The organism is Cryobacterium sp. CG_9.6, assembly GCF_029893365.1.
Lineage (GTDB): Bacteria > Actinomycetota > Actinomycetes > Actinomycetales > Microbacteriaceae > Cryobacterium.
Genome location: NZ_JARXUZ010000001.1, coordinates 2,006,084 through 2,018,877 on the forward strand (window position 1 = coordinate 2,006,084; position 12,794 = coordinate 2,018,877).

At 61.3% G+C, this 12,794-nt stretch carries 15 protein-coding genes; 6 read left to right on the forward strand and 9 right to left on the reverse strand.

What is annotated here, in order from left to right:
- Window positions 1-12: 12 nt before the first annotated feature.
- Together H4V99_RS09165 and H4V99_RS09170 are read right to left on the reverse strand one after the other, a co-directional pair.
- Window positions 13-315 (reverse strand): DUF427 domain-containing protein, encoded by a 303-nt coding sequence (locus tag H4V99_RS09165; RefSeq protein ID WP_280677554.1) that lies wholly within the window; start codon window positions 313-315, stop codon window positions 13-15.
- A gap of 97 nt (window positions 316-412) precedes the next feature.
- A complete protein-coding gene (locus H4V99_RS09170) occupies window positions 413-1,051 on the reverse strand; it encodes a methyltransferase domain-containing protein (RefSeq protein ID WP_280677556.1) in 639 nt (212 codons plus the stop codon).
- Window positions 1,052-1,129: 78 nt separating this feature from the next.
- Here H4V99_RS09170 and H4V99_RS09175 point away from each other — a divergent pair, with 78 nt between their 5' ends.
- Window positions 1,130-2,572 carry an FAD-dependent oxidoreductase gene (locus H4V99_RS09175; RefSeq protein ID WP_280677558.1) on the forward strand — a complete coding sequence of 481 codons (1,443 nt, stop codon included), beginning with the start codon at window positions 1,130-1,132 and terminating at the stop codon, window positions 2,570-2,572.
- Between the two features lie 52 nt (window positions 2,573-2,624).
- On the opposite strand, the gene H4V99_RS09180 is transcribed toward H4V99_RS09175, so the two are convergent.
- Window positions 2,625-3,179 carry a helix-turn-helix domain-containing protein gene (locus H4V99_RS09180; protein WP_280677560.1) on the reverse strand — a complete coding sequence of 185 codons (555 nt, stop codon included), beginning with the start codon at window positions 3,177-3,179 and terminating at the stop codon, window positions 2,625-2,627.
- A gap of 71 nt (window positions 3,180-3,250) precedes the next feature.
- Here H4V99_RS09180 and H4V99_RS09185 point away from each other — a divergent pair, with 71 nt between their 5' ends.
- Window positions 3,251-3,607, forward strand: a complete 357-nt coding sequence (locus H4V99_RS09185) for a sulfur reduction protein DsrE (protein ID WP_280677562.1) — start codon at window positions 3,251-3,253, stop codon at window positions 3,605-3,607.
- Window positions 3,608-3,890: 283 nt separating this feature from the next.
- Here H4V99_RS09185 and H4V99_RS09190 read toward each other — a convergent pair whose 3' ends face one another.
- Window positions 3,891-4,763 (reverse strand): DUF1684 domain-containing protein, encoded by an 873-nt coding sequence (locus tag H4V99_RS09190; protein ID WP_280677564.1) that lies wholly within the window; start codon window positions 4,761-4,763, stop codon window positions 3,891-3,893.
- 761 nt (window positions 4,764-5,524) lie between these two features.
- On the opposite strand from H4V99_RS09190, the gene H4V99_RS09195 reads away from it, so the two are divergent.
- Both H4V99_RS09195 and H4V99_RS09200 read left to right on the forward strand, forming a co-directional pair.
- Window positions 5,525-6,004, forward strand: a complete 480-nt coding sequence (locus H4V99_RS09195; protein ID WP_280677566.1) for a GNAT family N-acetyltransferase — start codon at window positions 5,525-5,527, stop codon at window positions 6,002-6,004.
- A 59-nt stretch (window positions 6,005-6,063) separates the two neighbouring features.
- The gene (locus H4V99_RS09200; RefSeq protein ID WP_280677568.1) at window positions 6,064-6,552 is read left to right on the forward strand and encodes a 2'-5' RNA ligase family protein; all 489 of its coding nucleotides are present in this window, start codon (window positions 6,064-6,066) and stop codon (window positions 6,550-6,552) included.
- Window positions 6,553-6,659: 107 nt separating this feature from the next.
- Here the strand turns inward: H4V99_RS09200 and H4V99_RS09205 are convergent, their stop codons facing one another.
- The 5 genes from H4V99_RS09205 to H4V99_RS09225 form a co-directional block, all read right to left on the reverse strand.
- Complete coding sequence (locus H4V99_RS09205) at window positions 6,660-7,076, reverse strand: GNAT family N-acetyltransferase (RefSeq protein ID WP_280677570.1); 417 nt, start codon at window positions 7,074-7,076, stop codon at window positions 6,660-6,662.
- 106 nt (window positions 7,077-7,182) lie between these two features.
- Window positions 7,183-7,932 carry a tyrosine-protein phosphatase gene (locus H4V99_RS09210; RefSeq protein WP_280677572.1) on the reverse strand — a complete coding sequence of 250 codons (750 nt, stop codon included), beginning with the start codon at window positions 7,930-7,932 and terminating at the stop codon, window positions 7,183-7,185.
- A gap of 30 nt (window positions 7,933-7,962) precedes the next feature.
- Entirely contained in the window at window positions 7,963-8,586 is a 624-nt protein-coding gene (locus H4V99_RS09215; RefSeq protein WP_280677576.1) for a class I SAM-dependent methyltransferase, read from the reverse strand.
- 158 nt (window positions 8,587-8,744) lie between these two features.
- Window positions 8,745-9,053, reverse strand: coding sequence for a thioredoxin family protein (locus tag H4V99_RS09220; RefSeq protein WP_280677581.1), 309 nt, complete (start codon window positions 9,051-9,053; stop codon window positions 8,745-8,747).
- A 67-nt stretch (window positions 9,054-9,120) separates the two neighbouring features.
- Window positions 9,121-10,605, reverse strand: coding sequence for a M81 family metallopeptidase (locus tag H4V99_RS09225; RefSeq protein ID WP_280677583.1), 1,485 nt, complete (start codon window positions 10,603-10,605; stop codon window positions 9,121-9,123).
- 221 nt (window positions 10,606-10,826) lie between these two features.
- On the opposite strand from H4V99_RS09225, the gene H4V99_RS09230 reads away from it, so the two are divergent.
- Together H4V99_RS09230 and H4V99_RS09235 are read left to right on the forward strand one after the other, a co-directional pair.
- Complete coding sequence (locus H4V99_RS09230; protein WP_280677585.1) at window positions 10,827-11,684, forward strand: sugar phosphate isomerase/epimerase family protein; 858 nt, start codon at window positions 10,827-10,829, stop codon at window positions 11,682-11,684.
- Between the two features lie 2 nt (window positions 11,685-11,686).
- On the forward strand, window positions 11,687-12,772 hold the full coding sequence (locus tag H4V99_RS09235; RefSeq protein ID WP_280677587.1) for a Gfo/Idh/MocA family oxidoreductase: 1,086 nt from the start codon (window positions 11,687-11,689) through the stop codon (window positions 12,770-12,772).
- The last annotated feature ends 22 nt before the right edge of the window (window positions 12,773-12,794 follow it).

A 12,794-nucleotide genomic window follows, 5' to 3' on the forward strand; every position in this document is an offset into this window, starting at 1 on the left:
CCTGCGTGGTCGTTAGTTGATGACCTGTACTTCTTTCCAGAACGTGACGAAGTTACTGTAATCTCGGCCCACGCGCTCGAAGGAGGCGGGGTACGGCGTGGGGTAGCTGAAAGCGCGATCCTGGAGCAGGGTGTCGCCGTCCTTCACGTTGAAGTACTGGCATTCGCCTTTCCACGCGCAGGTGTACGGCGTGGCACTGGGTACGAGCAGGTCGGAGTTGACGCTGGCGGGTGGGAAGTACCAGTTGCCTTCGATCTTCACCAGTTCATCTTGGGGGGCTTCGGCGATGACCGTGCCGTTGAGTACTGCCTTCATGGGCGTGAACCTTTCAGTTATGGGGTTACAGGTTTCAGCCTAAAGGCCGAACCTGACAGGTTCTGTGGCCTCGAACGCACCGCGTTCTCCCTGCGGTTCAGGGGATTGTTCCCGCAACGACGCGAATGTGCCCGCCACGCAGGGAGGACGACTGGATGTCGACCGCGTGACGTTCAATCACGGTCCAGGGGCGAGCCTCCAGGTTGGCACCGCCCACCGCAGTAACGAATCGAACGAGGGGGCTGAACACACGCGCTGCACCACTGGGCAACTGCATATCCACGATCGCTGCCCGGCCGTCCGGGCGGAGGACTGCGCGCATCCGCTCCCACGCCGGGCGCCAGTCATCAAAGACGCTCATGGCATAGCTCGAGAAAACCGCGTCCACACGGTCGCCTGAATCTGCCGGGAGCTGATCAGCGACCTGCTGGGGATCGAAGCTCGCAGCATCCGCTTCAATCAGGCGTACACAGGACCACCCTTTCACCTCGAGGCGACGGCGTGCCACCTTCAGCATCTGCGGGCTGCGATCGAGCCCGATGACTCGTCCCGACGGGCCCACGGCCCGAACGAGCAGATCGAAATTGAGGCCGGTGCCGCAGCCCAGGTCCAAGACGGTATCCCCGGGGCGGAGGTTCAGAAGGGCCACACCACGCTCGCGGCCAGCGCGATAGATGATGCGTTCACCGGAGAGAGCGTCGTAGAAGCGCGCCCCGGTCTCGTACACGTTCGCCATGGTGCGGCCTTTCGTTCCCGTCAGCCTAACGATCGCCCACCTAACGATGCATCAGGAAGAGCGTCTACGCTCACAGTCATGAGGGAAACAGACGTATGGGACCTGGTTGTTATCGGCGGCGGAACCGCCGGTCTCGTGGCCAGCCGCACCGCCGCCGGTTTCGGTGCTCGAGTCGTTTTGATCGAGAACAACCTGCTCGGTGGGGATTGCCTGTGGACCGGCTGCGTACCGAGCAAGTCACTCATCGCCGCAGCTGATGCCGCAACGACCGCCCGATCATCGGCGCGCCTCGGCGTGACCTCACACGATGTCATCATCGATTTCGCGCAGGTGATGACTCACGTGCAGGATGCGATGCTCGAGATCGCTCCCGTCGACTCTGCGGAGTCCTTGGAGGCGGACAGCGTTGAGGTGATGATCGGCCGGGCCCGATTTACCGGCCCGAACACAGTGGATGTCGATGGCCGGGAACTGCGCTTTCGGCAGGCCCTGATCGCAACCGGGGCATCCCCGGCTGCACCGGAGTTCCCCGGGATCGACACAGTCGATATCTTGACCAGCGAAACGTTCTGGAGCCTGCGGGTGCTTCCCCCGCGCCTCGTAGTGCTGGGAGGCGGAGCCATCGGGTGTAAAATTGCGCAGGCAATGGCGCGTCTGGGATCTGCCGTGACACTGGTGCACCGTGGGCCACGTTTGCTCCCCAAAGAAGACGACAAGGTCAGTGCCATCATCCATGCCGCGCTGATCGCTGACGGAGTCGATGTGCGCATCAATTCCACCGTCACGGCGGTCACCTCCGCCAACCGGCTGTCAGGAACGTTCACCCTCGACGACGGCGAAACCGTACCATTTGACCGGGTCCTTGTCGCTTTGGGTCGGCGCCCGAACTCTGCCGGACTCGACCTGCACCGGGTTGGGGTGCGCCAAGACGCCCACGGAAACATTGTGGTGAACTCACTCTTGCGCACCTCCAATGCGCGTATCTGGGCGGCTGGCGACGTCACCAGCCTGCCGCAGTTCACCCACACTGCGGGCGTGAACGCCAGCGTCGCGGCTATGAATGCCGTTCTCGGCCTGACGCGCCGCTTGGACGCCACCGCTGTTCCCCGGGTCACGTTCACGCACCCGGAGGTGGGGACTGTCGGCTTGCAAGCCGCGGACGCTGTCAAAGCCGGGTACCGCATTGTGACCTGTGCGCACGAACACGTGGACCGGGCCGTGACGCAATTGCACACCGATGGCTACACGCAACTGATCGTCGACAAACGCGGACGTGTTCTCGGCGGAACCGTCGTGGGTCCACGGGCCGGGGAGACCCTGGGCGAGATTTCCCTCGCGGTGAAAAACCGGCTGAGCACGACTGCCATTGCGGGCACGACGCATGCGTATCCCACCTACAACGATGGCCTCTGGAATGTGGCTGTCGCCGACGTGCGCTACCGGCTGGGATCCGGCGTCGCGCGGGTCGCGATTCAAGCCCTGCGACGTGTGCAGCGCGCACGGCACACGACACGGTGGTGACGCGAGCCTCCCCCGACGTGCCACCTGCTCTGTCTGGGTTCTTCTGAACGCTCTAAACGAGATCTTGGGCGAGCGTTCCAGCCTGGCGAACCAGGCCAGCGTCACGGGCCACCTTCGCGGCCGTGATCGCACCGTCGTATACAAGGACGAGGCGGGACACAACCGTCGAGCCCGGAGCCTCGCCCACCAGCACCGAGATGTGTGCTCGAACCTCATCGCGGTAGCGATCTGCCATCTGCCGCACCGCGACACATTCCGGTAGCTCGATCACCGCGTTCGTGAAGGGGCACCCGAAGAACGTGTTCGCTTCCACAGAGAGCGCGAGCACCTCGAAAAGTGTCGCAATGCGCTCCTGCCGCGACCACCGGGGGTCGTCCACGGCACGGGCGTGATCAACCCATCCGTTGAGTTCGTCCTCCAGATACGCCACCACAAGCGCTTCCTTGCTGGCGAAGTTGTTGTACAGGCTCGCCTTGGCCACCCCCGCACTACGAACGATGAGATCGATTCCCGTGGCGTTGATGCCGTGTTCGTGGAACAGTCGACGAGCGGATGCCAGAAGGCGCGCCCGAGCGCTTGGCACCGGAGTAACGGTCATGGTTTCCATGATTGGACTTTACCAGACCGATCGGTATAGTAGATAGTGACCAGATCGGTCTACCCAGAAAGCAGGACATCATGTCAGACCTTAAGATCGCCGTCGTCATCTACGAGCCCATCACCTCCGACGTCTCACGCGTGTACCGCGGTCTCAAGACCGCCCTCGAATTCAAGCAGGCCGGCGATGACGTCACCGTCGTCTTCGACGGATCGGGCGTCGAAACGCTGGCTGCAATCACCGACCCCACGCACAAGATGAACCCTCTTGCCGTTGCGCTCAAGGACAACATCCGGGGCGCCTGCGGGTTCTGCGTCGCCTCGCACGGAGTCTCCGACGCTGTTGCCCTGGGCGGCTGGGACCTACTCACCGATTACAAGGGCGAGGCGAGCGTCCGAAACCTCGTGACCGAGGGCTACCAGATCATCAACTTCTAAGCCCCACCCCACCCACACGATTCGGAGCAGTCATGGCCGTCACCGGAGAAGGCGCAACCGAACTCGGATACCTCCTCACTGCTGCTCCGAACGTCTCACAGTTTGAGACCGCCAGCGACATCTGATTCCATCCCCCACGGCGCAGAACCGACCTAGCCTCGGTTCTGCGCCGTTGTGTGTCCGCGGCCAAACCTCCGCCATCACCGCGGCCGGGACGTCATCCGCCCGCTAAGGCTGGCGACTACTCGTCCCGGCTGGGCACGTCGGCCCCTCTGCCCCCTTATTAGTGGAGCAGGTCATCGTTTCGCGCGAGTACGTTGCGCTCCCCCGCAGTGACAGCGATGGCCAGCCGGTTTTGTTTCGGCGGGATGGGGCAATTGAAGTTGTAGCTGAAGGCACACGGGGGAAGATAGGCCAGGTTGAAGTCCAACATCAGCGACCCCGTGGCGTCGGGGGCCACGCTCAGGAACCGGCCAACACTGTAGGTTGTGTCCCCGGTGGTGGCGTCGGCGAAAATGAGCAGCCAGTTCGGACCGTCTCCGTAGACCACCAGACGGTGCTCTTCTCCGCCGAGGGTAAAGGTGATTTCTCCCGGCAGGGTTTTCTCTTGGGTCTTACCCTGTTCCTTGAGATAGGCAATGCTGACATCGCACGTGCCGGCATTCGGAGTGAATGTCGCCTCGACGACTGCGGCCGGGTCATAGGGGAACGCGTCGATTGCGCCGAAGTCCCGGATGCCCTCGGAGTCGGCATCCCACACCCGCAGGGCATAGTCATCCTCCTCGCTCGCGATGACGGTTCCCGTGAGGGTCTCGCTGAACCGGATGCGGGACGGGGACACAGCGTCCATTCCAGCCACGACGATAGCGCCGTCAACGAGCTCACCGTCCACAAAGATCCCGTCCGATGCGGACGCACTCAGCAGCAGTCCCGACGATCCGAGCGGCAGCGGCGACCACAAGCCGGGAACTCCCCAGATCGGCTGGCTCGCCTCAACCTCCCCGGTTATCCACTGGGTATTGACGAGTGCCAGGTTTCCTTGGCCAGCGATAACAGCCCGAGAGCGCTGGCTGCGCTCCGCATCAACCAGCGCCTCGGGCGCAGACTCACCGTCGATGAGTTCGGAGGCGGTTGCCGTGTCTCTGTGCTGCGTCATAAATTCGTCCCAACAGGGTTTGGTTCTCAATAGTTATCTGTAGCCACAACCACCCCTCACGACTGTTTATTTCGGGTGGTCGATTCGGCGCGGTCGTCGGGTGCTCACATCACTTCTTTTGTGCAGGCGCCTGCCCAGACCGCAAACATCCTTGTGGATCGGGTTGCCTGGTCCGCGAAGGAGAAAATGCATGCCTCCTGTCACCTTCGAGACGTCGATGCTCTTCTACCAAGAGTGTGGCGACGCTACTGCCCCGCCGCTCGTCATCTCCGGCCCGACGGTAGCCGACCAGGGCGACGATGCTGAGAATCAGTCCGATTCAGGACAGCAGCGGGATGACGCCAAGGACGATGCCGGTGATGGCCGTGACGCGGGTGTTAGCAGCGGGCGACGCCACACCATCGGTGTCGCGATGGTTGGGCACTTTCACGCCGGGACGAAGCTGCTTCCCGCGTGCGATTGCGGCACCGCTTCATTTCGGAACTCCTTTGTTTCGAGGGCTCGACGGCTACGAGACCGCCACCAGCGCCCATGCCCCAGGTTTGTGAACATGGAGTCAGCGGCAGTAAAACTCGGTTTTCAAGGTTGCGAAGAAGCTTTCGGTCATCGCGTTGACCGTTTCACAGTTCCAGCAAGTTCCGGTGAATCCCCCCGACCGGGTTCTGTCGCTCGCGGCAGCGAAACACTGCACTACCTGCTCGCATCGCGGGATCCGCGGAGGAGACCACGCACCTTACGTGGTGATGGGTCAGGATGAGGTCATGATTGATTTAGAGGTGCGACTCGCTAATCCGTCTGAACTGGCTCAGGTAGCCCTCTTGCGCTGGGAGTCGATTCTCGAGAAGGACGGAATACCGACGACGACTCTCCCGGAATTTATCGAATCCTTCACGCGCTGGGCAGGTGAAAACGGTGCAAGCCACCGATGCACTGTTGCTCTGCGGGACGGCGCCGTCATCGGGATGGCATGGCTGGCAATTGTGCAACGGGTCCCGAGCCCACGATTACTGATCCGTGCATCTGGAGACCTACAGGGGGTCTATGTGCGAGCGGAAAATCGTGAGTTCGGAGTGGGGAGCGCCCTCATCTCCAGCGTTCTTGAGCTGGCGCGGGGCATGAACCTGGAGCGGGTCACGGTGCACTCAAGTCCGCGAGCGATACGCGCATACGTGCGGAACGGCTTCACAGCATCCGCTGAGCTCCTTCAAACGGATGTTTGCTACCCCCGCTTTTCAAACTAAGTTTTCGCGACGAGGGAGGACGATAGAGGCGTGCTGTGGTGAAGCGCTACGGTGAACCCATGCAGCACTACGTTGTCGTCCTCCCCGTGAAACCGCTCTCCGTCGGAGAAGGATTCCCCGTTGACCAGTGGCCTCTGCACGTGACCCTCGTACCGAACTTCCACACGCGCTCGACATCTGCCGAGATTGAAAAAACCATCGAAGTCGCACGGCCACTCGGGCTTTGTGTGCGGGTTGGTGCAGAGGAAATGTTTGGCGGCTCAGGGTCTATTCCTGCCAACATTGTGCTGGATGAATCCGGCACGCTCACTCGGCTTCACAATCGACTACTCACGACGCTCGAGGAACGGTGTGGGCTGACGCTGGATAATCCGCAGTATTTCCGCGCCGGCTACCGCCCGCATATAACTGTCACCCGGGCGGAACACGCCGAACCGGGCGCACTGATCTACCTGAATCAGCTTGCTCTCGTGGATATGCAGCCACGTGGCACTGCGGGAAATCCCACGGTTGTCTCCACGATGAACATCGACCTCACCAGCAGCTGACCCAAGCGACTCCCCTTCTCAGGTGAATTAACAAGTAAAGGAGTTGCTTACGCACTGTCACTGGCGAAGCATCCGCTTGACAAGCTCCACGCGCGAGAGCGGATGCCCTATTGAACGCGGGCCATCATCTTGGACGGCTCAGCCAAGGGGGCAAAGCCATATTGGGCATACAACCCATGCGCATCACCGGTAGACAACAAGACCCTCTTCAGGCCGAGAGGTTCCAGGTCCTCCACGACGCCGGCCGTCAGCATCTTGCCGATGCCCAGCCCACGTGCCTCGGTGCAGACAAACACGTCACAAAACCATGCGAATGTGATTCCGTCGGTGACGACACGACCGTAGGCCACTTGCTCGCCGGTTCCGCTGTCGTATACGCCATAGTTTCGCGACGCATCGATGGCTGCATCCTGCATTTCACGCGATCGCCCCTGCGCCCAATACGACTGCTCGCTGAGCCACTGGTGAACACGAGATCGGTCAACCCTACTCACGTCCGCGGAGAAGAAATAGCGTTCTGTCATGACCCCACACTAGGAGTAGACGCTGAGCTGTCGGCAGTAGTCGTTGCGCCCGTGTCGCAACTCCCACATCCAACGACAGCCTGCGGTGCGTTTTCGAGGTCGACAGTCAACGGGCGGAGGTCGATGCAATGCTCCCCCGCCAGGTGCGGAGGGCGCCTCGATCATGCTCGCTCAGGTTGGCCGCGGTCAGCGTCGCCGGCAGATCCAAGGCTTCGATCACCGAACGGAACGCACCTTCGGTCGTAGTGCCATGGCGTTGGCAGAACTCCTCCAAAACGCTCTCCTCATTGTTCCGCTTCGTAATCACCGCCCTCTGGTCTCCTAAACGCACGGTCTCCAAGTAATCGTCGACAATCTCGTCCGGGTCCGTGCCAACTGCGAGGAGCAACAGGAGAGCAATCATCCCCGTGCGATCTCTCCCGGCCATGCAGTGAAAGAGCACACCGCCACGTGGAGCGTTGACCGCTGCAGACAGTGCCGCGCCCGTTCGTTCCGGCATGGACGTCAGGTGTGGCAAGAAGTAGAGGGCGGTACCAACCAACCCGTTGTCCCAATAATCCTTCCAGAACTCGACATTCTCAAGACCGTCCAGGTCCACGTGAATCGTCTCGAGCCAACTGGGTCGACGCCCCGTGTCCCGGTCACGTTCCGCGGGTTGACGAAGATCAACGACGGTGCGGATGCCGGCATCAAACATCTGCTTCCACCCGAGAGATGTCGCCCAATCAACATTCTCGGCCCGAAAGAAGACTCCGCGCGGCGTGAGGCTGCCATTTTGTCGTCGAAGGCCTCCCAGATCACGGGCGTTGACCAGGCCATCCACGTTGAGGTTTCGAAAACCACTGTCGACTGTCATCCGCTTACCCAACCACAGTGCGGCGACAAACTACAGCCGGTGCGTGCCGCCACCCCTATTACTCAGCCGAGCGATAATTGCGCCGTGAGGTCGCTTACCGGCGGTCGTCCGCACGTGCGTTTCGACCACATCAAACCCGGCCGCCACCAGTTCGGCGCACAGGTCACTCACGGGCCACCGCCAGGCCTCGACAACGCCATGATCGAACTTCTCCACCACGTGACCCACGAAAAAGCCGATTACAAGTTCTCCGCCGGGGCTGAGTATGCGGCTCAATTCCAACAAGGGAACGCGCAGAGCGTCGGGCTTATGGTGGATGAGTGAGTACCACGCGAGCACCCCTGCAACCGTCCGGCTCTCCAGGTAAATGGCATTGAGGTTGCCAACCCGAAACGAAATGCCGGGATAGGCGGTGCGGGCACGCTCGATAAACGCGGGTACCAGGTCCATCCCGTGCGCCGAGTAACCGAGTTCCGTGAGGAAATTGGTCCAGTGCCCGGGACCGCAACCAGCGTCAAGTATGGCCCCGTGCAAACTGCCAGCCCACGTTGCCACCAGCTGTCGGTCCAAGGGGTGAACTGCATCCATCGACCCGAAGAGTTCAGTGTACTCCACTGCCCGGCGTGCGTATGCCTCGCCCACCTCATCATCCACGTCACTGAGTCTAGGTGTGGATTTCGCCGTCCCGATGCTTCAGGAATTTCTCCTTGAGCGAGCGCTGAATCGGGCGTTCAGATTCCCCCGCCAGACCTTTACCCAACCACAGCGCGGCGACAAACTACATCAAATGGATGCCGCTCCCGGAGTCCCGATCAGATGTGTCGCTGCATCGCCTCGACCAGCTCAGCCACGGTCGGAACACCAGCAAAGCCTTCAGTCGTGCGGTAAATACGGCACGCAAGGTCTGATGTCCGTCCGTCGGTGGGCACCGCGTCAACGCCGTCCAGAAGAATGGTTGGCGAGCCGGCGAAAAGAACGTCGGCAGCTTCGGAGCTCGTCGTCAAGAGACGATACGTCACAGCGTCGTCACCGTGCCCCACCTCGGCCAAGGCAGCTTCGACTCGCGTCCCGGCTTCAACCCAATTCGGGCACTCATTAATATGAAGGATTTCTATGTGCATACTCAATTATCACATCCAGCAACCGCCCTCCCCTGGGAGCCGCGCAGGTCGGCTCAGGTCAGCCCGCTCAGAGAATACGTGCGGACAGATCGGGTATCGTCGTCACCTCGTCGAACGGGACCAGGGGCCGGATGATCCGGTTGTGCGCCAGACGCGACAGATCCTGGTCCACGCCGCCCGGCGTGAGCGCCATCAGCCAGTCTGCGGCCATGTCGAACAGTTCCGGCTCGAGGTAGCCGATCTTCACCACCACAATATCGGCCGTCCGTGCATCAATCCCGTTCCGGGTAAAGTCCGATTCGAGATGATAGGGCTTGCGCCTCCGGGTCAGGATGACCCTGAGCCCGCCAGACCGCACGACCACCTCGGTGTCGGCTGCCGGGTCCCCGTGCACGATGTGCTCGACGGTGCCGGTGATTTTGGCGGCGGGCGCAACGGTGTCATCCACGATCGCGCCCACCGAGAGCGTCACCGGCCCGCCAACTCCAGCCGCAATGCAGGCGTCAACGGCGGCATGGTCGGGGATCGAGGCGTAAACCACCTCGACGGATGCCTCACTGACCTCGGGATTCCGAAGCAAATCGCGCAGGGTGCCGGTCACGTCGCCTGCTCCGCCAGCCGTTGGGTTGTCTCCAGAATCGCTGATGAAGAATGGTCTGGCCGAGCTGTGGATGGCGGCATTAAGGCAGTCGTCAAACGTCCCGGTGGGGGCCACGAACGTGAAGTCGTTCCGCACACGCCAGAAGCTGCTCGCGAGCAGTTCCGCGGACTCGGCCACAGCTTCGCGGTCGTCTCCTGTCACCACGACCACGGCATGGTTGCGCGGCTCGTCGGCCCAGGCGTAGCCCGTCCAGATGCCGGCGTCCAGCACGCCGGGACGATTCTCTACCTGCCCCACGAGAGCGTAGAGGCTCTTCGCCGGCTCTACCCTCGTGCTGGTTTTCTCACCGGGGAGCAGGATGGGCACGGGGATCCACGCCGTGATCACAGGGTCTGACCGCCGTGGGCCGAGGAGCCGGTCGACGAGATTCGTCGCGGCGCGCTCCACGGTATCCAGTGCGTCCTCATGCGGTGCAAGCCGATGACAGGTAATGAGATTGACGGTCGAGGCGAGCTGATGCGAGACATTACCGTGCAAATCCATGCTGGCCGAGATCAGTGCGTCGGGGCCGACGAGCTGCCGGATCCGAGCTATCAGCTCACCCTCGGGGTCGTCAGTACCGATGACGCTCATCGCTCCGTGGATATCGTAGAGAACCCCGTCTACCGGGCCCTCGTTGCGGAGGGAGTTCTTTACCGCGGCGAGGAGCGTCTCAGTCATCGTTCGATAGTCGTCTGCGGGAACCGGCCCTCCCGGAATCGAACGGTAGTGAACGAGCGCCGTCCAGTCCGCACGCGTGCGCAGCGGTGAATCGGCCCCGAAAAACGGGTAGTAAGCGAAATAGCTCTCCCCCTCGGTGCGCTCGAACTGGTCAATTCGAGTGACGGCAGGCGAGTACACGCTGGCTTCAAGTGACATCCCGAGAGAGATGATCCTGGGGCGATGAAGCACGATTCAGGTCCTGTCGTTGGGAACGAAAGGCGATGTTCGGAGCCTGCACACCGGAGGAGTCGTCCCTCCGACAGGAACTGGGTGACCCCTGTGCGCAGCACGCCGTTACCGCCACGTGAATTCAGGACCATACTAATCAGAGCCGGGTTCGCATTCGCACTGAGACCGCTCGTTTGGCCTTGCGCACCTGCTCCAGGTTGCACACAAGGAAGGTGATCCGAATGAGAATCGGAGTCAGTTCATACAGTTTTGCCTCGGCGTTCCACAAGGGAACGATGGACATCCTGGGAGCGATCGACTGGGTCGCCGACTCTTCAGCCAGCCACCTCGAGATCTCCATCGCGGGCCTCGGAAGCCAGCTCATCGATGACCCCGAACTGGTGGAAAACATCCGTCTCAGGGCAGAAGAACGCAGCGTTCCACTCGTCAACTACGTCGTTGCCGCGAACTTTCTCGACCCTGATCTGACCGCGCAAATCGACCGGCTCAAAGCACACCTGACTGTCGCTCACATCCTGGGTATTCCTCTCTTCCGCCACGACGTCGTGGACTGGGACTGGCGGGAGAAAGATCAAGCCGAGTTCGAGCGAACCTTCGAAGCGCTCGTGCCCGTGTGCCGCGAGATCGCCAACTATGCAGCGACGCTCGGGATCACCACGAGTATCGAAAATCACGGAATGAGCATGAATAACAGTGAGCGTGTTCGGCGCTTTGTCGAGGCCGTGGGCCTGCCAAACTTTCGGGTCACGCTCGACGTTGGAAATTTTCTCTGTGTTGACGAGCTGCCTCAGTCGGCGGTGCCGCAGACACTGCCCTACGCATCTGCAGTTCACCTGAAGGATTTCTATATCCGCGACTTTTCCCCGGGCGAGGGCTGGCTCACAACTGTTGCAGGGCGCAGTATTCTCGGGGCCATCGTTGGCTTCGGTGACTTGCCCATGCGCCAGCTCATCGGGGCGATCAAGTCATCGGGCTTCGACGGACCCATTTCTATCGAGTTCGAAGGTCTCGAAGATTCCCTCGTTGGGGTCGGTACCGGTCTCGCGAACGCGCAGCGAATCTGGGAAGAGGTGTCGTGACCATGAGCACCGTGAGAGTGGGCGTGGTTGGTGCGGGAACAATCGCCGGGTTCCACTTGGCCGCCTATTCCAAGAATCCCGATGTCACCATCGTGGCTATGTGCGACACCAACACCGAACGGGCCAGCGAACGTGCCCGTGAATTCGGGGCAACGGCAGTTTTCTCGGACTATCGCGAGATGGTCGCTTCACCAGACATAGACGTAGTGAGTGTGTGCACCCCCAACGACACCCATGCGGATGTCGCGATCGCCGCGCTCGAAGCGGGCAAAAGTGTACTCATCGAAAAACCCATGACCGTGTCTGTCGCCCAAGCCGAGGCGATCGTCCGGGCGGAGGCAGCCAACCCTGGTTTCGTCCAGATCGGCTATGTGCGCCGATTTTCCTCCAACGCCGTCACCCTCAAAACGTTCATTGATGCCGGAGACCTCGGGCCGATCTACTACACCAAAGCCACTTTTCTGCGCCAGGCAGGAAACCCGGGCGGTTGGTTCTCCGATCGGTCGATCGCCGGCGGAGGACCACTCATCGACCTCGGTGTGCACTTCATCGACATGTGCCTCTTTCTCATGGACTTTCCCGAGGTGCAGTCAGTGAGCGGATACACCTTCGCCGGTCTCGGAAACCGGGGAAACATCCGCGGACTCACCCGGTATATGACCGCGGACTACGACATCGCTCAGAACTCTGTGGAGGATCTTGCCGGTGCGCTCGTGCGGTTCACCTCGGGTGCGGTGCTACTCATCGACACCTCCTACTCGATGCACGGGCGCGACACCCAGTTCTTCGAGATCTACGGGGAAAAGGGCGGGGCGACGCTAGAACCCGCGCTGCATATTACGACCGAGCTGCACGACACCATCGTGGAACTCACTCCGACCATCGACTCGCTGAGCTTCGACGTTGACGAGGGCTTTCAGAAGGAGATTGACACCTTCGTGCGCACGGCGCAGGGTGCGGGTGTACCTGTTGCACCAGCCATGCACGGACTGCACATGGCGCGAATCCTCGCGGCGATCTATGAATCTGCCACGTTAGGGACAGAGATTCGCCTCGAACCGCTCAGTTCGGCAACGCTGCTGAACTGAGCTCCCAACGCCTGACCCGACG

Bases quoted from the DNA above. Each gene is read 5' to 3' on its own strand.
- H4V99_RS09170 (WP_280677556.1), bottom strand. From the start codon at position 1,051: ATGGCGAACGTGTACGAGACCGGGGCGCGCTTCTACGACGCTCTCTCC.
- H4V99_RS09165 (WP_280677554.1), bottom strand. From the start codon at position 315: ATGAAGGCAGTACTCAACGGCACGGTCATCGCCGAAGCCCCCCAAGAT.
- H4V99_RS09205 (WP_280677570.1), bottom strand. From the start codon at position 7,076: ATGACAGAACGCTATTTCTTCTCCGCGGACGTGAGTAGGGTTGACCGA.
- H4V99_RS09200 (WP_280677568.1), top strand. From the start codon at position 6,064: ATGCAGCACTACGTTGTCGTCCTCCCCGTGAAACCGCTCTCCGTCGGA.
- H4V99_RS09220 (WP_280677581.1), bottom strand. From the start codon at position 9,053: ATGCACATAGAAATCCTTCATATTAATGAGTGCCCGAATTGGGTTGAA.
- H4V99_RS09235 (WP_280677587.1), top strand. From the start codon at position 11,687: ATGAGCACCGTGAGAGTGGGCGTGGTTGGTGCGGGAACAATCGCCGGG.
- H4V99_RS09195 (WP_280677566.1), top strand. From the start codon at position 5,525: ATGATTGATTTAGAGGTGCGACTCGCTAATCCGTCTGAACTGGCTCAG.
- H4V99_RS09180 (WP_280677560.1), bottom strand. From the start codon at position 3,179: ATGGAAACCATGACCGTTACTCCGGTGCCAAGCGCTCGGGCGCGCCTT.
- H4V99_RS09185 (WP_280677562.1), top strand. From the start codon at position 3,251: ATGTCAGACCTTAAGATCGCCGTCGTCATCTACGAGCCCATCACCTCC.
- H4V99_RS09175 (WP_280677558.1), top strand. From the start codon at position 1,130: ATGAGGGAAACAGACGTATGGGACCTGGTTGTTATCGGCGGCGGAACC.
- H4V99_RS09210 (WP_280677572.1), bottom strand. From the start codon at position 7,932: ATGACAGTCGACAGTGGTTTTCGAAACCTCAACGTGGATGGCCTGGTC.
- H4V99_RS09230 (WP_280677585.1), top strand. From the start codon at position 10,827: ATGAGAATCGGAGTCAGTTCATACAGTTTTGCCTCGGCGTTCCACAAG.
- H4V99_RS09190 (WP_280677564.1), bottom strand. From the start codon at position 4,763: ATGACGCAGCACAGAGACACGGCAACCGCCTCCGAACTCATCGACGGT.